At 60.7% G+C, this 16,610-nt stretch carries 17 protein-coding genes; 8 read left to right on the top strand and 9 right to left on the bottom strand.

Features of this window, described 5'->3' with window-relative positions:
- The first annotated feature begins 129 nt into the window (after positions 1-129).
- Complete coding sequence (locus tag CORAM0001_RS06735) at positions 130-2,190, top strand: oxidoreductase (RefSeq protein ID WP_005510888.1); 2,061 nt, start codon at positions 130-132, stop codon at positions 2,188-2,190.
- Between the two features lie 4 nt (positions 2,191-2,194).
- Here CORAM0001_RS06735 and CORAM0001_RS06740 read toward each other — a convergent pair whose 3' ends face one another.
- The 4 genes from CORAM0001_RS06740 to CORAM0001_RS06755 all read right to left on the bottom strand — a co-directional run bounded on the left by CORAM0001_RS06740 (position 2,195) and on the right by CORAM0001_RS06755 (position 5,324).
- On the bottom strand, positions 2,195-2,857 hold the full coding sequence (locus CORAM0001_RS06740; protein ID WP_005510850.1) for a nitroreductase family protein: 663 nt from the start codon (positions 2,855-2,857) through the stop codon (positions 2,195-2,197).
- Between the two features lie 3 nt (positions 2,858-2,860).
- On the bottom strand, positions 2,861-3,361 hold the full coding sequence (locus tag CORAM0001_RS06745) for a methylated-DNA--[protein]-cysteine S-methyltransferase (protein WP_005510847.1): 501 nt from the start codon (positions 3,359-3,361) through the stop codon (positions 2,861-2,863).
- A 12-nt stretch (positions 3,362-3,373) separates the two neighbouring features.
- A complete protein-coding gene (locus CORAM0001_RS06750; protein ID WP_040361442.1) occupies positions 3,374-4,321 on the bottom strand; it encodes an alpha/beta hydrolase family protein in 948 nt (315 codons plus the stop codon).
- A 109-nt stretch (positions 4,322-4,430) separates the two neighbouring features.
- Positions 4,431-5,324 carry a cation diffusion facilitator family transporter gene (locus tag CORAM0001_RS06755; protein ID WP_005510939.1) on the bottom strand — a complete coding sequence of 298 codons (894 nt, stop codon included), beginning with the start codon at positions 5,322-5,324 and terminating at the stop codon, positions 4,431-4,433.
- 43 nt (positions 5,325-5,367) lie between these two features.
- Between CORAM0001_RS06755 and CORAM0001_RS06760 the strand changes: the two genes are divergently transcribed.
- Positions 5,368-7,785 (top strand): ATP-dependent RNA helicase, encoded by a 2,418-nt coding sequence (locus CORAM0001_RS06760; protein WP_005510908.1) that lies wholly within the window; start codon positions 5,368-5,370, stop codon positions 7,783-7,785.
- 28 nt (positions 7,786-7,813) lie between these two features.
- Here the strand turns inward: CORAM0001_RS06760 and CORAM0001_RS06765 are convergent, their stop codons facing one another.
- Positions 7,814-8,980 (bottom strand): glycosyltransferase 87 family protein, encoded by a 1,167-nt coding sequence (locus CORAM0001_RS06765; protein ID WP_244262011.1) that lies wholly within the window; start codon positions 8,978-8,980, stop codon positions 7,814-7,816.
- An 84-nt stretch (positions 8,981-9,064) separates the two neighbouring features.
- Here CORAM0001_RS06765 and CORAM0001_RS06770 point away from each other — a divergent pair, with 84 nt between their 5' ends.
- A complete protein-coding gene (locus CORAM0001_RS06770; protein WP_005510860.1) occupies positions 9,065-9,787 on the top strand; it encodes a YggS family pyridoxal phosphate-dependent enzyme in 723 nt (240 codons plus the stop codon).
- Between the two features lie 30 nt (positions 9,788-9,817).
- Entirely contained in the window at positions 9,818-10,204 is a 387-nt protein-coding gene (locus tag CORAM0001_RS06775; protein WP_005510958.1) for a Rieske (2Fe-2S) protein, read from the top strand.
- A 14-nt stretch (positions 10,205-10,218) separates the two neighbouring features.
- Here the strand turns inward: CORAM0001_RS06775 and CORAM0001_RS06780 are convergent, their stop codons facing one another.
- Both CORAM0001_RS06780 and CORAM0001_RS06785 read right to left on the bottom strand, forming a co-directional pair.
- The gene (locus tag CORAM0001_RS06780) at positions 10,219-11,466 is read right to left on the bottom strand and encodes a Fic family protein (protein WP_005510849.1); all 1,248 of its coding nucleotides are present in this window, start codon (positions 11,464-11,466) and stop codon (positions 10,219-10,221) included.
- Positions 11,467-11,631: 165 nt separating this feature from the next.
- Positions 11,632-12,840 carry an MFS transporter gene (locus CORAM0001_RS06785; RefSeq protein ID WP_005510925.1) on the bottom strand — a complete coding sequence of 403 codons (1,209 nt, stop codon included), beginning with the start codon at positions 12,838-12,840 and terminating at the stop codon, positions 11,632-11,634.
- A 107-nt stretch (positions 12,841-12,947) separates the two neighbouring features.
- Between CORAM0001_RS06785 and CORAM0001_RS06790 the strand changes: the two genes are divergently transcribed.
- Together CORAM0001_RS06790 and CORAM0001_RS06795 are read left to right on the top strand one after the other, a co-directional pair.
- Positions 12,948-14,165, top strand: a complete 1,218-nt coding sequence (locus CORAM0001_RS06790) for a saccharopine dehydrogenase family protein (protein WP_005510937.1) — start codon at positions 12,948-12,950, stop codon at positions 14,163-14,165.
- On the top strand, positions 14,162-15,013 hold the full coding sequence (locus CORAM0001_RS06795) for an SDR family NAD(P)-dependent oxidoreductase (protein ID WP_005510872.1): 852 nt from the start codon (positions 14,162-14,164) through the stop codon (positions 15,011-15,013). Before CORAM0001_RS06790 ends, CORAM0001_RS06795 begins: the two co-directional genes overlap by 4 nt.
- A 13-nt stretch (positions 15,014-15,026) precedes the next feature.
- Here the strand turns inward: CORAM0001_RS06795 and CORAM0001_RS06800 are convergent, their stop codons facing one another.
- Positions 15,027-15,362, bottom strand: a complete 336-nt coding sequence (locus CORAM0001_RS06800) for a YciI family protein (protein WP_005510918.1) — start codon at positions 15,360-15,362, stop codon at positions 15,027-15,029.
- A 59-nt stretch (positions 15,363-15,421) separates the two neighbouring features.
- On the opposite strand from CORAM0001_RS06800, the gene CORAM0001_RS06805 reads away from it, so the two are divergent.
- Positions 15,422-15,754, top strand: coding sequence for a toxin HicA (locus CORAM0001_RS06805; RefSeq protein WP_341864599.1), 333 nt, complete (start codon positions 15,422-15,424; stop codon positions 15,752-15,754).
- A gap of 2 nt (positions 15,755-15,756) precedes the next feature.
- Positions 15,757-16,092, top strand: coding sequence for a type II toxin-antitoxin system HicB family antitoxin (locus CORAM0001_RS06810; RefSeq protein WP_005510949.1), 336 nt, complete (start codon positions 15,757-15,759; stop codon positions 16,090-16,092).
- A gap of 29 nt (positions 16,093-16,121) precedes the next feature.
- Here CORAM0001_RS06810 and CORAM0001_RS06815 read toward each other — a convergent pair.
- The coding region (locus CORAM0001_RS06815) for a hypothetical protein (protein WP_100066806.1) at positions 16,122-16,610 on the bottom strand (489 nt) is incomplete at its 5' end.

A 16,610-nucleotide genomic window follows, 5' to 3' on the forward strand; every position in this document is an offset into this window, starting at 1 on the left:
GGACACCCTCCTGCGCCGGAGACTCCGTAAGCTTCACACCTGATGTTCCACGTGAAACGTATATAAAACTGTGCAGGAATTTTTCCGATTCACCGCATGCACAGCCGCTAAAACCGCGATACTGGTTGCATGTCTGACCAGCCTCACTTCCCACATCTTCTCTCCCCTCTCGACGTCGGCCCTCTAACTCTGCGCAATCGCATCATCATGGGTTCAATGCACTCCGGTCTGGAAGATCGCACCCGTGATATCCCCAAGCTGGCTGCCTACCTGGGTCGTCGCGCCGAAGGTGGCGTGGGACTCATCGTCACCGGCGGTTATGCTCCCAACATCGAGGGTTGGCTGACTCCGGCCGGTTCGATGATGGCGTCGAAGCGCATGGCGGACAATCACCGCCGCGTTACTGACCTCGTGCACTCCCACGGCAGCCACATCGTGCTGCAGGTGCTACACGCCGGTCGTTACAGCTACAGCCCGCTGGCTCGCTCTGCCAATACCGGCCAGTCACCGATTAGCCCGTTTAAGGCTCACCGCCTCACTGGCTTTGATGTCTCACGCACTATCGGCGCTTATGTCCGCGCCGCGAAGCTCGCGAAACGTGCTGGTTACGACGGCATCGAAGTTATGGGCTCCGAGGGTTACCTGCTCAACCAGTTCCTGGCCGAGCGCACCAACCACCGCTCGGACAACTGGGGTGGCAGCGCCGAGGCTCGCATGCGCCTGCCCATCGAAATTGTCCGCCGCATTCGCGCCGAAGTGGGCGAGGACTTCCTGCTGCAGTACCGCATTTCGCTGCTTGACCTGGTGGAAGACGGCCAGACCTGGTCCGAGACCACTGAACTCGCGCAGCGTCTGGTCGAGGCTGGCGTCGATGTCTTCAACACCGGTATCGGCTGGCACGAAGCACGCGTCCCCACCATCGTTACGTCCGTGCCGCGCGCCGCATTCACGGATCTGACGGGTCGTCTCCGTTCGCTTGTCGACGTCCCGGTCGCAGCCTCCAACCGAATCAATCGCCCTGAGGTTGCGGAGAAGATCCTCGCCGACGGCAATGCGGACCTGATTTCCATGGCCCGCCCACTGCTGGCCGACCCGGACTTCGCCATCAAGGCGGGCGATGGTCGAGCTGACCAGATCAACACCTGTATCGCCTGTAACCAGGCCTGCCTGGACCACACCTTCGCGGCCAAGCGCTCCACCTGTTTGGTCAACCCGAAGGCTGCTTACGAGACCGAGCTGGTATCCGTGCCGGTTGCGAAGGACAAGGCCAAGCGCGTCGCCGTCATCGGCGCTGGTGTGGCCGGACTCGCTTTCGCGGAAGCCGCAGCTCAGCGCGGCCACCACCCGGAGATTTTCGAGGCCGCCGACCAGATTGGTGGCCAGTTCAACCTCGCCGCACAGATTCCGGGCAAGGAGGACTACGGCGAGACGCTGAAGTACTTCTCCCGTCGCCTGGAGGTGCTCGAAGTTCCGGTTCACCTGAACACGCGTGCCGACGTCGACGAGCTCAAGACCAAGTTCGACCACGTGATTGTGGCCACGGGTGTCACCCCGCGTATCCCGGGCATTGACGGTATCGACCACGAGAAGGTCATTCGTTACGACGAGCTGCTCTCGGGTGCGAAGCAGGCCGGTAACAAGGTGGCCGTCATCGGCGCTGGCGGTATCGGTGTGGATGTGTGTGAGTACCTCACCCGCAAGCCGAACCAGACCATCGAGGCCTGGAAGGACGCCTGGGGTGTCGGTGACCCTGCGGAGTTCCGCGCGGGTCTGACCAAACCGGGCACGGTCTCTGGCGCGGCTGAGGAGTTTGAGGTCGAACGCGAGGTGCACCTGCTGCAGCGCAAGACCTCCCGCATCGGTAAGGGCCTGGGCAAGACCACTGGTTGGGTTCACCGTGCGGAGATTAAGAAGGCCGGTGTCAAGCAGTACACCGGCGTCACTTACAACCGTATCGATGACGAGGGCCTGCACATCACCATCGATGAAAAGCCACAGGTCATCGCGGTCGATAACGTGATTGTCTGTACTGGTCAGGTATCCAATCTGGACTGCCTGGGCGGCAAGGATCGCGAGAGCGTCACCGGCGATAACTCCAATGTCACCATCATTGGCGGCGCGGACGTGGCCGCTGAGCTGGACGCAAAGCGTGCCATCCGCCAGGCTGTAGAGGTCGCGCTCGCACTGTAGGCTGCTACGCCTCGTAGCGGTCGGTGTAGGCGCGCTGCTCGAACTCGAAACGTCCCGGGTGAGCCGGGAACTCATCCGGGACACCGATGGCCAGCAACAGCGCTACCGCCACATCGGTGTCACCGGCACCGATTGCTTCCTTGACCTTTTGCTCACTAAAGCCCGTCATCGGGGAGCTAGCCCAGCCAAAGGCGCTGGCAGTGACCATAGCGAAAGAAGCGGCAATCATGGCGTCGCGGATTGCGAACTCGCGGGACAGACCCTTTTCCTCGCGGGCCTCATGGAAGGAGATCATCGAGGCCTCCCGCTCAGCAGCGGCGACTTCGTCCCACAGCCCAGTGGCCTTGTTGGCCTCAACTAGGCGCGGAATACCGCGCTTCCAGCCGGTCGGCTCACCAATAAAGGCAAGTAGCAGCGGCGCATTGGCAACCTGCTTCTGACCACCGGCAGCTTCCACTACCTGCTGGCGCACCTGAGGGTCCTCGATGCGCACGATTGCGCGGGACTGAATGTTAAAGGCACTGGGAGCTTCCAGAGATAGCTCCAGGAGGCGGCGCACGTCAGCGTCGTCAAGCGGTTCGTCAGCATAGACGCGCGTGGCACGACGGTTGCGGATGATGTTCTCAAATTCGGTGGCGAACTGGTCGCGCGGAGAATGCGAAGTCATGCATTAGAGATTAGCGGGTGGCCAGCCTTCGAGTTCGAGCAGCCAGCGCTTCATTTCACGGCCTCCGGCATAAGATCCGAAAGACCCCGCTCCCCCACTGGCGGGAACCACGCGGTGACAGGGAATCAGAATACCCAGCGGATTGGTGGCACAGGCCGAACCGGCAGCTCTGGCGGCACGGGGTGAGCCGGCCATCTCGGCAAGCTCACCGTAAGTTACGACCTGGCCATACGGCACGTCGCGCAGTGCAGTCAGCGCACGAGCGCGGAAAGAATCCTGGGTGAATATGTCGCAGTCCAGCGGCAGCGCAAACTCACGGCGCTGCCCGGCAAAGTACTCGCGGAACTGCTGCGCCGCCAGTTCCGCCACCGCCTGCGCTTCGGGGTCGGCAGCGCTGGGGTCGTCGTCAAGCACGGGGCCTAAGAGATTGACTTCGACGACCCCGCGAGCGGAGGTGGCGATTCCAAGCGCGCCGAAAGGCATTTCTACCTGGGCAATCGCCATAAAACCTCCTACTTAGCCCTTGTTGGCCTGGAACCAGGCCAACAGCTCGTCCCACTCCTTCTCGTGACCGGAGCGGAAGTAACCACCATAGCCCACGCCCTTGCCACCAGCCGGCTGAGCCTGGCGCTTTTCAATCTTTTCCGCAGAGCTCATCACATTGGTGATTAGGTCTGCCGAGGACTCCTCAGTCCAGTAATCATCCGGAACGCGGATGGACAGGAACGGCTGCGGAGCCTTGGAGAAGCGATTAGCGAAGTCGAACTCGGAATCGTCGAAGAAGTAGCCTTCCTTGCGAGCCCAGCGAGCCCACTGACGCATGACACCGTTCGGCGGCTCAACAGCCAGGCGCCACGCCGACGCCGGAATGTGGCCAGTGATGAAACCGCTAATCGGGCCGAGAATGTTGAAGATGAAGAATGCGCGGACCTTGCCCGCCACGGACGGCACCTTGGAAATACGCATACCGCGGCAGTTGATCAACGCCGCTGCGTCATAGGTGCCCTCGGAGCCGGCGTAGACGATGCCGTGACCGCCAACCGCGTGGCCGACAGCAAAGTGCGGTACGTCCGGGTAGGTCTCCTTGGCCCACTCGATTACACCCGGAGTATCCTTGGTGATCCAGTCCGACATCCGGATGTCTTCGTTGTTCTGGTCAGTCTTCAGAGCGGACTGGCCAATTCCGCGGTAGTCATAGGTGATAACGCCATAGCCCTTTTCTGCCACGGTCTCAGCGAAACGGTGGTAGAAACCCTGCGGCACACCAGTACCGGAGTGAACGGTGATGATGCCGTTGGAAATGTTCTCTGGGTTCTCCTTCGGGCGGAACATAGTTCCGCGCAGCAGGACGCGGTCATTAGCCGGAATAATGATGTCCTGCCGAGGGCACGGCTCCGGCAACTTCGGGCTCTTCGCGGAAAAACGGCTATTCCCAGTGGAAGTGGTTGAGGCTTCGGAGGTCATTTATGCAGTTCCTTCGAGTGGACTTAAACAGTGCATGATTTTGTATGCACAATCTTAAAGTGTAAGTCTCATCACTTTCAGCGCTTTCGTGGAATTTGCCTCACGCGCGTTACAACTGCACATCCCCATAGGCGCGTTCGTCCTCAATTGGCTCCAGGTGCGAGGAGATATGCACACCTGGGAAGCGTTCCCGCAGCTCATCTTCCATCGCGCTAAGCACATCGTGGCCATGCTCTACGCTCCACGCGCCCGGCACCAACACATGGAACTCGATGAACTGCTGATGCCCCGACACTCGAGTGCGGATTTCGTGGACGTCGATGCCGCGACTCCGGTCGCGGTGCGAGGCCAAAATCTCATCTACCGCCACGCGGTCGTCGCCCTCCATGGCCTTGTCCATCAGGCCGTTACCGGAATCGCGCAGCAGCTTGTAGCCAGCGACCAGGATGTTTACAGCCACGGCCAGCGCGATAATCGGGTCGAGCCACCACAGGCCGGTAGCCCACACCAGCGCCACACCTACAAGCACACCAGCGGAGGTCCACACGTCGGTCATAAGATGCTTGCCGTCGGCGGCAAGCGCCACGGAGTTATGCTGGCGCCCGGCCTTAAGCAGAACCAGCGCCACCACACCATTGATCACCGAGGCAATTACGGTCACGATGAGGCCTAGGCCAATCTGCTCAATCGGCTGCGGGTTCACCAACCGCTCGATAGAGACATAAATAATGGCCGCCGCCGCCACGAAAATCATGGCACCTTCCAGCCCGGCCGAGAAGTACTCCGCTTTAGAATGGCCGAACTCATGGTCGCGGTCTGCGGGGCGCGCGATAACCTTGAGCACAATAATTGCGACAATTGCCGCAACCAGATTGACAATCGACTCCGTCGCGTCGGAAAGCAGGCCCACCGATCCGGTCAGAGTGTAGCCCCAAAACTTCAGCGCGATGGTGACGACCGCCGCCCCCACTGAAAGCCAACCAAAACGAGATAAATCCTGCATATGCAGGAACTTTACCCGCCTCCCCGGAGTCACTACCAGTTCTATGAGCACCTCTTTCCAGTTCAATTTGCAGAACATTTCTGCAGGCCTACCGTTCGCGTCGCAGCTCGCCTCGCTTGCCGACGCCGTGCGCGACCACGACGTGGTGGTTCAGGCCCCACCGGGCACCGGCAAGACCACGCTGGTTCCACCTGCGGTGGCCAACACTCTGGGCGGCCGCATTGTGGTCACGGCTCCCCGGCGCGTGGCGGTGCGCTCGGCAGCGCGTCGGTTGGCGCAGCTGTCGGGTACGAAGCTCGGTGAGGAAGTCGGCTACTCGGTGCGCGGCGACTCCCGCACCTCCCGCGCCACCCGCGTGGAGTTTGTCACTCCCGGCGTGCTGTTGCGCCGACTGCTGCGCGACGGCGACGTAGATGCCAGCGCGGTGCTCATCGACGAGATACACGAACGCGGCTTGGACACGGACCTGGTGTTGGCAATGGTGCGCGACTTGCGGGATATCCGCGATGACCTGCGCCTTGTCGCTATGTCAGCAACGGTGGACGCGCCGAAGTTCGCGGCCTTGCTCGGCGGCTCCACCCCGGCTCCCATTGTGGCGGCGGAGGCGGAAATCTTCCCGCTGGACATCCGCTACGCGCCTTTTCCGCAGCGGCTGGATGCACGCGGTGTGACCGACGACTTCCTACAGCACGTTGCCGCACAGGCCAGCACACTCACGGAGGAAGCCGCCGGTGATGTGCTGGTTTTCCTCCCCGGCATCCGCGAGGTGGAACGCTGCGCGGGCTATATTGCGGACTCCTCGGAGGTGGCGGTGCTGACGCTGCACGGCCAGCAGAGCTCCGAGGAGCAGGACCGCGTGTTTCGTCGACAAGCGGACGGTAGACGCGTGATTGTGTCCACCGCGATTGCGGAATCATCCGTGACCGTGCCGGGCGTGCGTGCCGTCGTCGACGCCTGCCTCGCGCGCGGACCGCGGCTCGACATCGCGCGTGGCTTCTCCGGGCTGGTCACCAGCTCGTGTGCGCAGTCCTCGGCGAACCAGCGCGCAGGCCGAGCGGGACGTGAGGGCCCGGGCATCGTGGTGCGCTGCGTCTCCCAGTCGGAATTCGCGTCCTTTCCCGCTTGGCCTGCGCCGGAAATCGAGGTCGCCGACCTGACCCAAGCACTCCTCGACGCCGCCGCGTGGGGCACGCCGGGGATGCAGGGACTGAAGCTTCTCGACGCCCCACCACCCCACCACGCGGAGGCTGCAAACCACATTCTCGCTGGCCTGGGCGCTGTTGATGAGGCCGGCAGCATCACGGAGCTCGGTCGCACCCTGGCCACCCTGCCGGTGCATCCGCGTATGGGACGTGCGCTACTGACCGCCACGGCCATGATGCCGCAGCACACCGACGCGATCGCACGCACGGTGGAAAAACTCACCGACGCCCGCGGCTTGGCCAAGCAGGTGCGCCGCATTGAGCTAGAAACTGAAACACCCGCCAACCTGCTGCCCTCGGACATCCCCGCGCTGGTCACCGCCTTGGCCTGGCCGGATTTCATCGGGCGCCGCCGCAGTGCGAACTCCGACGAATACCTCTTCACCGGCGGCACCGCAGCGGAACTCGCCCGCGGTTCTGACCTGCGCGGCCAAGAGTGGATCGCGGCCGCCGATATCTCGAGACTCTCCCACGGCCGCGCGTTGATACGCACCGGCGAGGCAATCGACCTGGAAATCGCCATGCTCGCCGCCGGCCACCTCGCCCACACGGAGACCACGGCGCGCGTCGAACAGGGCCGGGTTCGCGCCCGCGAGCGCGACCTGCTCGGCGCCATCGAACTGTCCTCCCGCCAGGTCTCCCCGACGCCCGAGCAGTGCATCGCCGCCAACTCCGCCTGGCTTGCCGACGCGCTTGCCGACGCCTCCCCCAACCTCGACCGCGACACCGAACAGCTCCGCCGCCGCATGGCCTTTCTCTACACTCATCGCGGTTCCCCATGGCCGGATGTCTCCCCCGCAGGGCTAGCGGCCCAGGCCGAGCTCCTCTTTGCTGGCGAGCTGGACCGTCCGACCCCGCCGACTTTGGATGCCGAGCACCTCCGCCGCCTGCTGCCCTGGCCGGAGGCCACGGACTTCGACCGGCTGGTGCCCGAACGCCTGGAGGTCCCATCCGGTTCGAAGATTCGCCTGGAGTACCCGGAGGACCCCACGGACGAAGAGGCGCAGATTGTCCTGGCTGTGAAGTTGCAGGAGTGCTTTGGCCTGGCGGAGACCCCGCAGGTATTGGAAAAGCCGGTGACAATGCATCTGCTGTCACCGGCTCAGCGACCCCTCGCGGTCACTGGAGACTTGGAAAGTTTCTGGAATGGCGCCTACGCACAGGTTCGCTCCGAGATGCGGGGCCGTTACCCCAAGCACCCGTGGCCGGAGAACCCGTGGGAGGAGCAGGCTACTGCGAGAACGAAGCGTCGTCGTTAAGCAAGCCCGTCGTTAAGCAAGCCCGTCGTTAAGCAACTGCCTGCGACCGAACACGACTTGGATTGCAACAAAGATAGATCGCGTAGCCCAGGCAGGTGAAGAAGAGCACGCCGCCCATGACTCCCTGCATGTTGCCGTAGAACCACTGCCCCACGCTCGCGGCGTGACCGAAGTCATTGCCAACGAAGACCTTGTACGGCGCCCACCAGTTGGCAATCATAAACAGGGCGCCGACAATAATGTGCCCGATCTCGCGGACGAAGAGCACCAGCGGCACGAAGACCATGACGATCGACCAGTGGTGGCTGACCGCGTATGGCCCGGCGAAGCTGACCGCCAGCGCAACGAAACCAAGGGCTGCGACATCATAGCCATTGCGGTGGTAGATCCACGCCACGAAAGCAGCGGCGATGGCACCGATGAGGAAGAAACCGTAGATGCCAATATCAAGCGCGGTGCCCTCCACCCCGGCGCGGGCCAGCAGACCGCTGAACGCCTGGTTGGCCTCATAGGCCGGGGCGCCACCGCGGTTGCCGGCGAAGAACTCATCGGTCCAGAAGTAGATGGACTCTTTAAAACGCACCGCGAAACCAATGGCGACGGTCACCAGGAACCAGCAGAAGCTCTTGGCCACGGCCGCAAAGTCACGGCGCATGAGGAACACCAGCGCATATGCCGCGGGGGTGATCTTAATGCCCGCCGCGATACCCACGCCCAGTCCACGCAGTTTCTTGGGCAAAAAGCCCAGCACATCGGAGACCACCAGCAGCGCGAGGAAGACGTTGATCTGCCCGAAGAGCACGTTGGCGCGCAGTGGGTCGAGCAGCATCACAACACCGAGCACGCAGGTAGCCATCAGCTTCGGACGCTCAGAGCCGAGACGCGTGAAGACCATCCACAGCATTGCCCACACCGCCGCCAACGTGGCGAACGTCCAGATGATTTGCAGGGTGACCGGCCCCGCCCAGGTCAGCGGGTAAAACAGTAGCGCCGCAAACGGTGGGTAGATGAAGCGGAAACCCGATCTGGTGGGAAACTCTGGTGAGTAGAGGTCCTGGTCTCGTCGTAGTGCCCAGCCGGCGTCTTGGAAGACCTCGAGGTCCATCATGTAGGCAGTTGCCGCGCGATAGATGAAGTCGATGACAACGACCAGCGACACCAGCCCAAATACAATTGCCAAGATCCGTCTCTGCATGACGGAAAGCGTCGAGAGTCTGTCCATGAGCATGATTCGACACTACCGCACAGTTCTTCCTACTCAGGCCTTAGAGTGGGAGGTATGTTCGTGGAAAACTATCGCAAGGTTCGCTCCGAGATCGACGACGCTTGCCGACGAGCCGGGCGCCAGCCCTCCGAGGTCCGCCTGCTGCCCGTCAGCAAGACTGTGCCTGTCGACGCCCTGGTGGAATCCTGGCCGGAGCTTGCAGCAGCCGGTTGCGCTGGCCTGGCGGAAAACCGCGTCCAGGAAGCGGTGGCCAAGACGGAGGCATTCCGGGATGCCTTCGGCGACAAGGCACCACATATGGCCATCATTGGTCCACTGCAGACGAATAAGGCCGGCCACTTGGTCAGTTGTGCCGATGAGTTTCAGGCTCTGGACCGCCCGAAGGTGGCCGGGGCGCTACAGCGTCGCTTGGCCGATTCCGAACGCACACTTGATGTGCTGATTCAGGTCAATGCCTCCCGCGAGCCGCAGAAGTCGGGTCTGGCGCCGAGCCACGCGGCTGAGTTTGTCCGCATGTTTGGCCCCGATGGCGAATACCCGAACCTGCGTCTGCGCGGGTTTATGACCATCGCAGCCCAGAATGATCCGAATGTGCGCGAGACCTTCGCGGAGCTGCGAGAGTTGCGGGACAGTCTGCTCGGGGATTTGCCAGAGGGTGTCAGCCTCGACGAACTGTCAATGGGTATGTCCGGCGACTACCACGAAGCCATCGCCGAGGGGGCGACCACCGTGCGTGTGGGACGCGCTATCTTCGGGGAACGCTCGTATCAGAAATAAAGGTTGCGAAATAGAGGTAATCTCATTGCCATGAGTTCTGATGTCTCCCCGTGCTCCCGTCGTCGTTTCCTCCTGGGAACTGCCGCCACTGCAGCTGGCGCACTCGTAGCCGCTTGTGCACCGAAGTCTGAAGTTGAGAAGGTTGACGCTGCCGACATTCCGGTTGGCGGCGGTGTGGTGATCGGTAATTACGTCGTCACGCAGCCAGAGGAGGGCAAGTTCGCCGCTTTCTCCAGTTCGTGCCCGCACCAGAACGGTCGTATTTCTGAGGTCAGCAATGGTGTGATGATTTGCCCGAACCACAACTCACAGTTTGATATTGCTACTGGTGAGGTCGTTGCTGGCCCCTCGCGTAAGCCCGCTGGTCAGGCTCCGCTGTCGGCCGAAGGCACTGAGCTGATTGTGGGCCAGAAGTAGGTTCTGGAAGCAGACTAGTGGTCGGTGGGTTCAAGGCCTAGAAAATCTACGCCAGCCGGCGCCAGCTGGAATCGCAGCGGACGACGACTCGTCGGCGTTGCCAATCCTTGAGCCTCTAACTCGCCGAGATACTTTCGCGCTGTCCGCTTTTCTTTACCAATAGTGTCGGCGACGTGTTCGAGCTTGATTCCATAGTCAGGACCGAACAACCGAACCTGTGCCAGGACAAACAACGTGTCAATTTCATTGCCTGTCAGTGACACAGACAGTGCCTGCTCGGGCGAGTTGGTTAGCTCGGCTATCCGCTGTTCAAGCTTTTCGCACTGATGCGACTTCATTTGCAGCTCTTCCAATAGATACTGCTGTGCATTCAGAATGACATCAGCCATTATCTCGACGAAGAATGTGACTTCGCCCCGGTTCATCGGGTCTTCCGTAGTGGTAAAAGCCTTGTAATACTTCGCCTTATCCTCAGCGAGTTGGCGGGAAATAGTCAGCGCTGTGGTGGTTGAGAGCGTCTCCTGCAATGCCACTGACAGTAGAAAACGCCCCATCCGACCATTGCCGTCGTAAAACGGGTGAACGAACTCGAACATGAAATGGCTTGCCAGGATTCGAATAAGCCGATTTTCCTCTGAGGAATTCACCGTTGCCAGGAACTCACTGAGAAGTTGGTGAATGGCAGCTTCACTTTCAACACCGCGGTGAACCTGTCGTTGCCCATCGGTAATTGTGACCGTTGATGCTCTAAAGAGTTCACCGTCTAACTCATCCTCACTGGCAATTTCATCGCCGAGAAGTTGATCGTATTGCTGCCGGATTCCTGTAAGCGTTGTCGGAAACTCAATCTGCTCATCGTTTGCCAGCCGGAAATAGAGCTGACTGAACTCATGAAAGCGCTTACGCTGGGTTCCCGAAGTGTTGTCCAACGCTTCGGCGACTTCTCTCCGCGTGGAGTGGATTCCCTCAATCTCATTGGTGGCTACCACCTCGGCCAGGAGCAGATTGAAGAGATAGTGCGTCCGCGCAGCACCCGGCAGGCGATTCCACACCTGTAAGATCTGCAGCTCTAGAGACAGAATCTTTTCAACCTTGGCTGCGAGATCGCTTGTAATGCAGCAAAAAAGTGGCCACTGCCCCAGCGGAAAGTGCCACTGAATCGTCGACGGGGAGTCTTTGCGTGACTGGTATTCGCTCTCCACTGTCTGCTCCGCTTCATTCGCAGACATATGGAAGATTCTCTTAAGCGGATAGTGCTTCACGACGAGTCTCCCCTTCTCTTTCCAATGCTTTTTACTTGGCGCTTTTACATATAGTGCCCCAAAAACGAACCCTTAATGTAAAAAATCGCCGTTTTTTACATTAAGGGTTCGTTTCGTGGTGCCTAAATGCGCTTTGCGGCCGATAATGCCCTACCGCATTGCCCCCTATCGCCGCGGCTTCAACCCCGCCACAGCACACGCACCAGCAATGAAGGACAGCACCACCAGCCACGGAATCAGCCCTGCCCACTCAAAGCGGCTGAAGACCATGCCGGATACCCAGCCGACAATGGACGAACCCGCGTAGTAGCTGAACAGGTACATGGATGATGCCTCGGCGCGGTCGCGCTGCGCCACCAGCCCCACACCGGACGAGGACAGCGAGTGCGCCACGAAGAACGATGCCGTGAAAATTAGCACGCCCACAATCAGTGCGGGCAGCCACGGCAGCAGCGCCAGCCCCAGGCCCACGCAGGCGGCCAGAGTCGCAATGGCGATGAGGCGACGGCGGCTCACCGTCTTCGCCCACACGCCCGCGCGTGCCGACGACCACGTGCCCGACAGGTAGAGAATAAATACGAACCCTGCCAGTGCCGGGGAGAGTCCGAACTTATCGCCCAGTCGGAAGCCCAGGTAGTTGTACAGGGAGACAAATGACCCCATAAACAGGAACGCCAGGGCGCACAGCGCGAGAATACGCGGGTCACGCAAGTGACGGGCAATGGCCTGCCCCTCCCCCGCAAACGACAGCTGTTTCGGCGTAAACCTGCGCTGTTGCGGCAGGAAGTACCAGGTCAGAACGGCGAAGATGAACGCCACCGTCGCCGAGACCGCAATCGCCATCCGCCAAGAGGCGAACTCCAACACAATGGACGGAATGATACGGCCGAGCAGGCCACCGACTGTCGTGCCCGAGATATACAGCCCCATCACGCGACTGACGTGGTCGGCGTGGACTTCCTCACTGACATAGGCCATGGCCACTGCGGGAACACCAGCAATGACAATGCCCTGCAGCAGGCGCAGCGCAATCATCGAGCCGATGCCCGGCGCGATTGACACCACGAGCCCCAGTAGCGTTGCCACAAATGCGCTGATGACGATCACGCGTCTGCGTCCAAAGCGTTCCGACAAAATGGACACCGGGATAATCGCACAGGCCAAGCCACCGGTGGTGGCGGATACCGTCAGTGCGGCAGTGGCTGGGTCGACCGATAGCTCGTCGGAAAGCGTGGGCAGCAGCGCCTGCGTTGCGTAGAGCGCTTGGAACGATGCCAGGCCGGCGAAAAGCACAGCAATAAGCGCACGGCGGAATCCGGGATCTTCTGGCCGTAGTCCTTCGATCTGTTCGGGGTTTTCGTTAGCGCTAGTCACTTGTCCTACGTTAGCCCTCCCACCAAACCCATCGCTGAATACACGGATCTAGAAAAACCTTTTTAATTCGCCCGCAGTATCGCTTTCGTTTTATTAGTTTCGTAGGCATGACTACTTCTTCCGCACAGCCGCAAAGTCGCAATCACGACCGCGAGTACGACATCGTCGTCTACGGCGCCACGGGTTTCGTGGGCCGCTTGATTGTGGACTATCTGGCTAAACACGCCGGTCAGACGAAGGTGGCGCTCGCGGGTAGGAATGCGCAGAAGCTTGCCGACGTCGCGGAGAACGCAGGCGTATCGGACTGGCCGGTCATCGTTGCGGATGCCGCCGACCAACAGGCGGTGGCTCGGCTTGCGGCCAGCACGAAGGTGGTGTTGACCGTGGTGGGGCCGTACGCGAAGTACGGTCGCACCCTGGTGGCCGAGTGTGCCAAGGCCGGTACTCACTACGTCGACCTGTGTGGCGAAGTGCTGTTCGTCCACGACTCCATTGCAAACAACCACGAGGTGGCGCAGCAGACCGGAGCGAAGATTGTCCACTCCTGTGGCTTCGACTCAATTCCCTCCGATGTCGCTGTCCGCGAGCTCCACGAGGCGGCCCACACCAAGCTCGGTGAGACAACCCTGCTGTTCAAGCATGTCAAGGGTGGTGTCTCCGGCGGCACTATCGATTCGGTCCGCGTTCAGATTGAACAGGCCAAGAAGGATCCCAAGCTGCGTCGCATCATCGCCGATCAGTACGCGCTGGCTGAGCCGGGCCCCGACCAGGGTAAGTTCGGCGTCGACCTGCGTCCGGCGCGCTTCCGCCGCCACTGGCGAGCCCCCTTCTTCATGTCGCCTTTCAACACCCGCATTGTTCAACGCTCGGCGATGCTGGCGGATTACGGTGATTCCTTCCGCTACCGCGAGCTACTCAATGTCGGCCGCGGTCCGAAGGCTTTCGTGCGCGCACAGGCTTTCGCGGCTGTCTGCAGGTTGGCGCTGGCGGCGATGGCATTTGGGCCGACGGCCAAGCTCATTGATAAAAAACTACCGAAGCCGGGCGAGGGCCCGAGCGCTGAAGCACAGGCCGAGGGCCGCTTCACCATCGAGGCCTACACGGTCGACACCTCCGGTATTCACTGGCGGTCCAAGGTGTCTCTCGAGGAAGACCCCGGGTACGCAGGCACCGCGATTATGATTTCCAGCGCCGCCCTCGCGCTCGTCCACGACGATCTGCCGGGCACCACCGGCGTGCTCACTCCTACCGTCGCGCTTGGCGACGCCCTGTCCCGCCGTCTCCGCGCTGGCGGCATGACCATTGAGGCGGTGCAGGCTCGATGATTGGTGGCCTGACCGGTGCTTTTGCGAATCTCACCCGCGGACCGAAGCTGCCGAGTGTAGGTGGTGGCCGTGCGTTAGTGACCGGCGCTTCCTCCGGCATCGGCTGGGCATGCGCGGAGGCACTGGTCAAGGCCGGTTTCGAGGTCGTTGGCACGTCCCGCAGAGGCGCCGATGCGCCGCACCCCGAGGGCGTGCAGATGGTGGCGCTCGACATGTCCAGCGCTGACGATATCGCCGCTGTGGTCGCTCACGGGCCTTACGACGTCGTCGTCGCCAACGCCGGTGAGAGCCAGTCGGGCGCTTTCGAGGAGCTACCCCGCGAGGCGCTTGAGCGTCTCTTCCAAGTCAATGTTCTGGGGCAGGTGGAGCTGTTACAACAGCTGCTGCCCGGCATGCGTGAGGCCGGTCGTGGACGAATTGTGCTGGTGGGCTCGATGCTCGGCGGGTTACCGCTGTCCTACCGTTCTTCCTATGTGGCGACGAAGGCCGCTATCCGCGGCTTTGGACTCTCGCTGCGCGGTGAAGTCGCGCAGTTCGGTATTGGGGTGACGGTTGTCGAACCGGGCGCCATCAACACGGGGATTTCCTCACGTCGGACGACGTATAGCGATGAGGGTTCCGTTTACGCTGCTGATGTCCACCGCATGCTGACAAAGTTGAATGCCAATGAGGAACGTGGCATTCCCGCTTCTGAGATTGCTGAGGTGGTTATGCACGAGGTGGCCGCCGAGCGACCCTTGGCCCTGGTGGCGCGGGGGTCGTCGGCAAGCGTGGCGGTGCCCTTGATGCGCCGAATTCCGATGCAGGCGATGCTTTCCATCATGCGCCGGGTGCACGGGCTGCGGTGAGTTAATCGGCGTGCTATTCAGCGATGGCGCGCACCTCGACGGCCTGCGCACACGCCTCCGCGGCTTCGTGGGCTAGGTTGATGGCCTCTTGCTCATCTGCGACTTGGACAATCCAAAAAGCCGACGGGAACGTCATCGCGTTGTAATACGGCAAATCGCTATGTGAACCATCCGGCAGCACCGTCATGGCATCCTCTGGCGGAACCAGCCCGCCGGACATAACCCAGTGACCTTCGTCCTGGAGCTTCTGATTGAAGCGTCCGATCCGTTCAAAGGCAGCGTGCATTTCCTCATCAGAGTCATACGCGTTGATATCTCTGCGGCCATGGACCGTGAAAAAGTACTGCACACCAAGCTCCTGAGTTTCGTTTTGCTAAGTGTAACAGATTCGGCGTGGTTGGAACCGGGATGTTTTGGGGAATTTTGGCTTTGGTTGCTGTTTACCCCCTTGACCGGGGTGGTACTACAGGTAGTACTATCAAAGGTGTGGGGGACAAAATAGAAAAAATTCTTACATCTATGCGCGCTTCAAACGCCAACGTTTCTTACCAAGATCTGAAGAAGGTCTGCGACTTTTACTTCGAACGACGCCCTTCGCGCGGGGGCGATCATGAAACATACAAAACACCGTGGCGCGGCGACCCTCGAGTCAACATTCAAAACCGAAATGGGAAAGCAAAGCCCTACCAGGTCAATCAAGTACTAGCCGCCGTCGACAAACTGCTACTCGAAGGAAAATAACAATGTCTTATCCTGCTGAAAAGTACACCTACCAGGTTTTCTGGTCAGAACCTGATCAAGAATATGTGGCGACGGTACTGGAGTTCCCTTCACTGTCGTGGGTAGCTGAAAACTCGTCGGAAGCGGAACAAAAACTTCGAGACCTCGTTACTGAGGTTCTTATGGATATGGAAGCCTCCGATGAAGCAGTCCCAGAGCCCTTCGGTCACCGTTCCTACTCGGGGCGATTCAACGTCCGAATCCCCAGTTCACTGCACCGGAAACTGGCAATGGCAGCTGCCCGCGAAGGAGTCTCGCTCAATGCTTACGTAGCGCAGACACTCGCAGGCGCTGCATAGGTTTTGATTGGGCGTTTTGCGGGCAGAGCCTAGTTTTGTTCTTTCGCCAATTCCTGTTTCGCAGTAGCGGCTCGCTGTGCCCTGATCTCCGCTACCTGCTGCTTGCGGGTATTGAACCCCATGCGCCACGGGGCAGCTAGGCCTGACTCGGGGGCTTGTGGGTTATCGCGCCAAGATTTGCCCTCGTTGTAGGCCTGCGCGCCCTCACGGTATGCGGCGGACTGCTCGGCAAAGGTTGGGTACGGCTGTTCAGCAGCCTGCCTGTCCTGCGCACCGACAGCTTTCATTTTCGCGCGCAGTTCCTTGATTTTGTCCTGAATCTTGTTGTTGTAGCGTTTCCGCTGCTCTGCAATATCGACGAGTGCCTGCTGCTCGGTGATGGGGTCGAACGAGTCTTGGCCTGCCCTGTCGTAGGCTTCCTTAGCGCGCGGGGTGCGCTCCCAATCACGCAAAGACGGGTTATAAACGCACCAATCTTCCTGGCCGTCGTCTTTGTAGATACTGCCGTTGTGATCCCA

Source organism: Corynebacterium amycolatum SK46 (genome assembly GCF_000173655.1).
Classification (GTDB): Bacteria; Actinomycetota; Actinomycetes; order Mycobacteriales; family Mycobacteriaceae; genus Corynebacterium; species Corynebacterium amycolatum_A.

What these genes read in the sequence shown, in the direction of transcription:
- CORAM0001_RS06735 (WP_005510888.1), top strand. Translation starts at nt 130, where the DNA reads ATGTCTGACCAGCCTCACTTCCCACATCTTCTCTCCCCTCTCGACGTC.
- CORAM0001_RS06740 (WP_005510850.1), bottom strand. Translation starts at nt 2,857, where the DNA reads ATGACTTCGCATTCTCCGCGCGACCAGTTCGCCACCGAATTTGAGAAC.
- CORAM0001_RS06745 (WP_005510847.1), bottom strand. Translation starts at nt 3,361, where the DNA reads ATGGCGATTGCCCAGGTAGAAATGCCTTTCGGCGCGCTTGGAATCGCC.
- CORAM0001_RS06750 (WP_040361442.1), bottom strand. Translation starts at nt 4,321, where the DNA reads ATGACCTCCGAAGCCTCAACCACTTCCACTGGGAATAGCCGTTTTTCC.
- CORAM0001_RS06755 (WP_005510939.1), bottom strand. Translation starts at nt 5,324, where the DNA reads ATGCAGGATTTATCTCGTTTTGGTTGGCTTTCAGTGGGGGCGGCGGTC.
- CORAM0001_RS06760 (WP_005510908.1), top strand. Translation starts at nt 5,368, where the DNA reads ATGAGCACCTCTTTCCAGTTCAATTTGCAGAACATTTCTGCAGGCCTA.
- CORAM0001_RS06765 (WP_244262011.1), bottom strand. Translation starts at nt 8,980, where the DNA reads ATGCAGAGACGGATCTTGGCAATTGTATTTGGGCTGGTGTCGCTGGTC.
- CORAM0001_RS06770 (WP_005510860.1), top strand. Translation starts at nt 9,065, where the DNA reads ATGTTCGTGGAAAACTATCGCAAGGTTCGCTCCGAGATCGACGACGCT.
- CORAM0001_RS06775 (WP_005510958.1), top strand. Translation starts at nt 9,818, where the DNA reads ATGAGTTCTGATGTCTCCCCGTGCTCCCGTCGTCGTTTCCTCCTGGGA.
- CORAM0001_RS06790 (WP_005510937.1), top strand. Translation starts at nt 12,948, where the DNA reads ATGACTACTTCTTCCGCACAGCCGCAAAGTCGCAATCACGACCGCGAG.
- CORAM0001_RS06795 (WP_005510872.1), top strand. Translation starts at nt 14,162, where the DNA reads ATGATTGGTGGCCTGACCGGTGCTTTTGCGAATCTCACCCGCGGACCG.
- CORAM0001_RS06805 (WP_341864599.1), top strand. Translation starts at nt 15,422, where the DNA reads ATGTTTTGGGGAATTTTGGCTTTGGTTGCTGTTTACCCCCTTGACCGG.
- CORAM0001_RS06810 (WP_005510949.1), top strand. Translation starts at nt 15,757, where the DNA reads ATGTCTTATCCTGCTGAAAAGTACACCTACCAGGTTTTCTGGTCAGAA.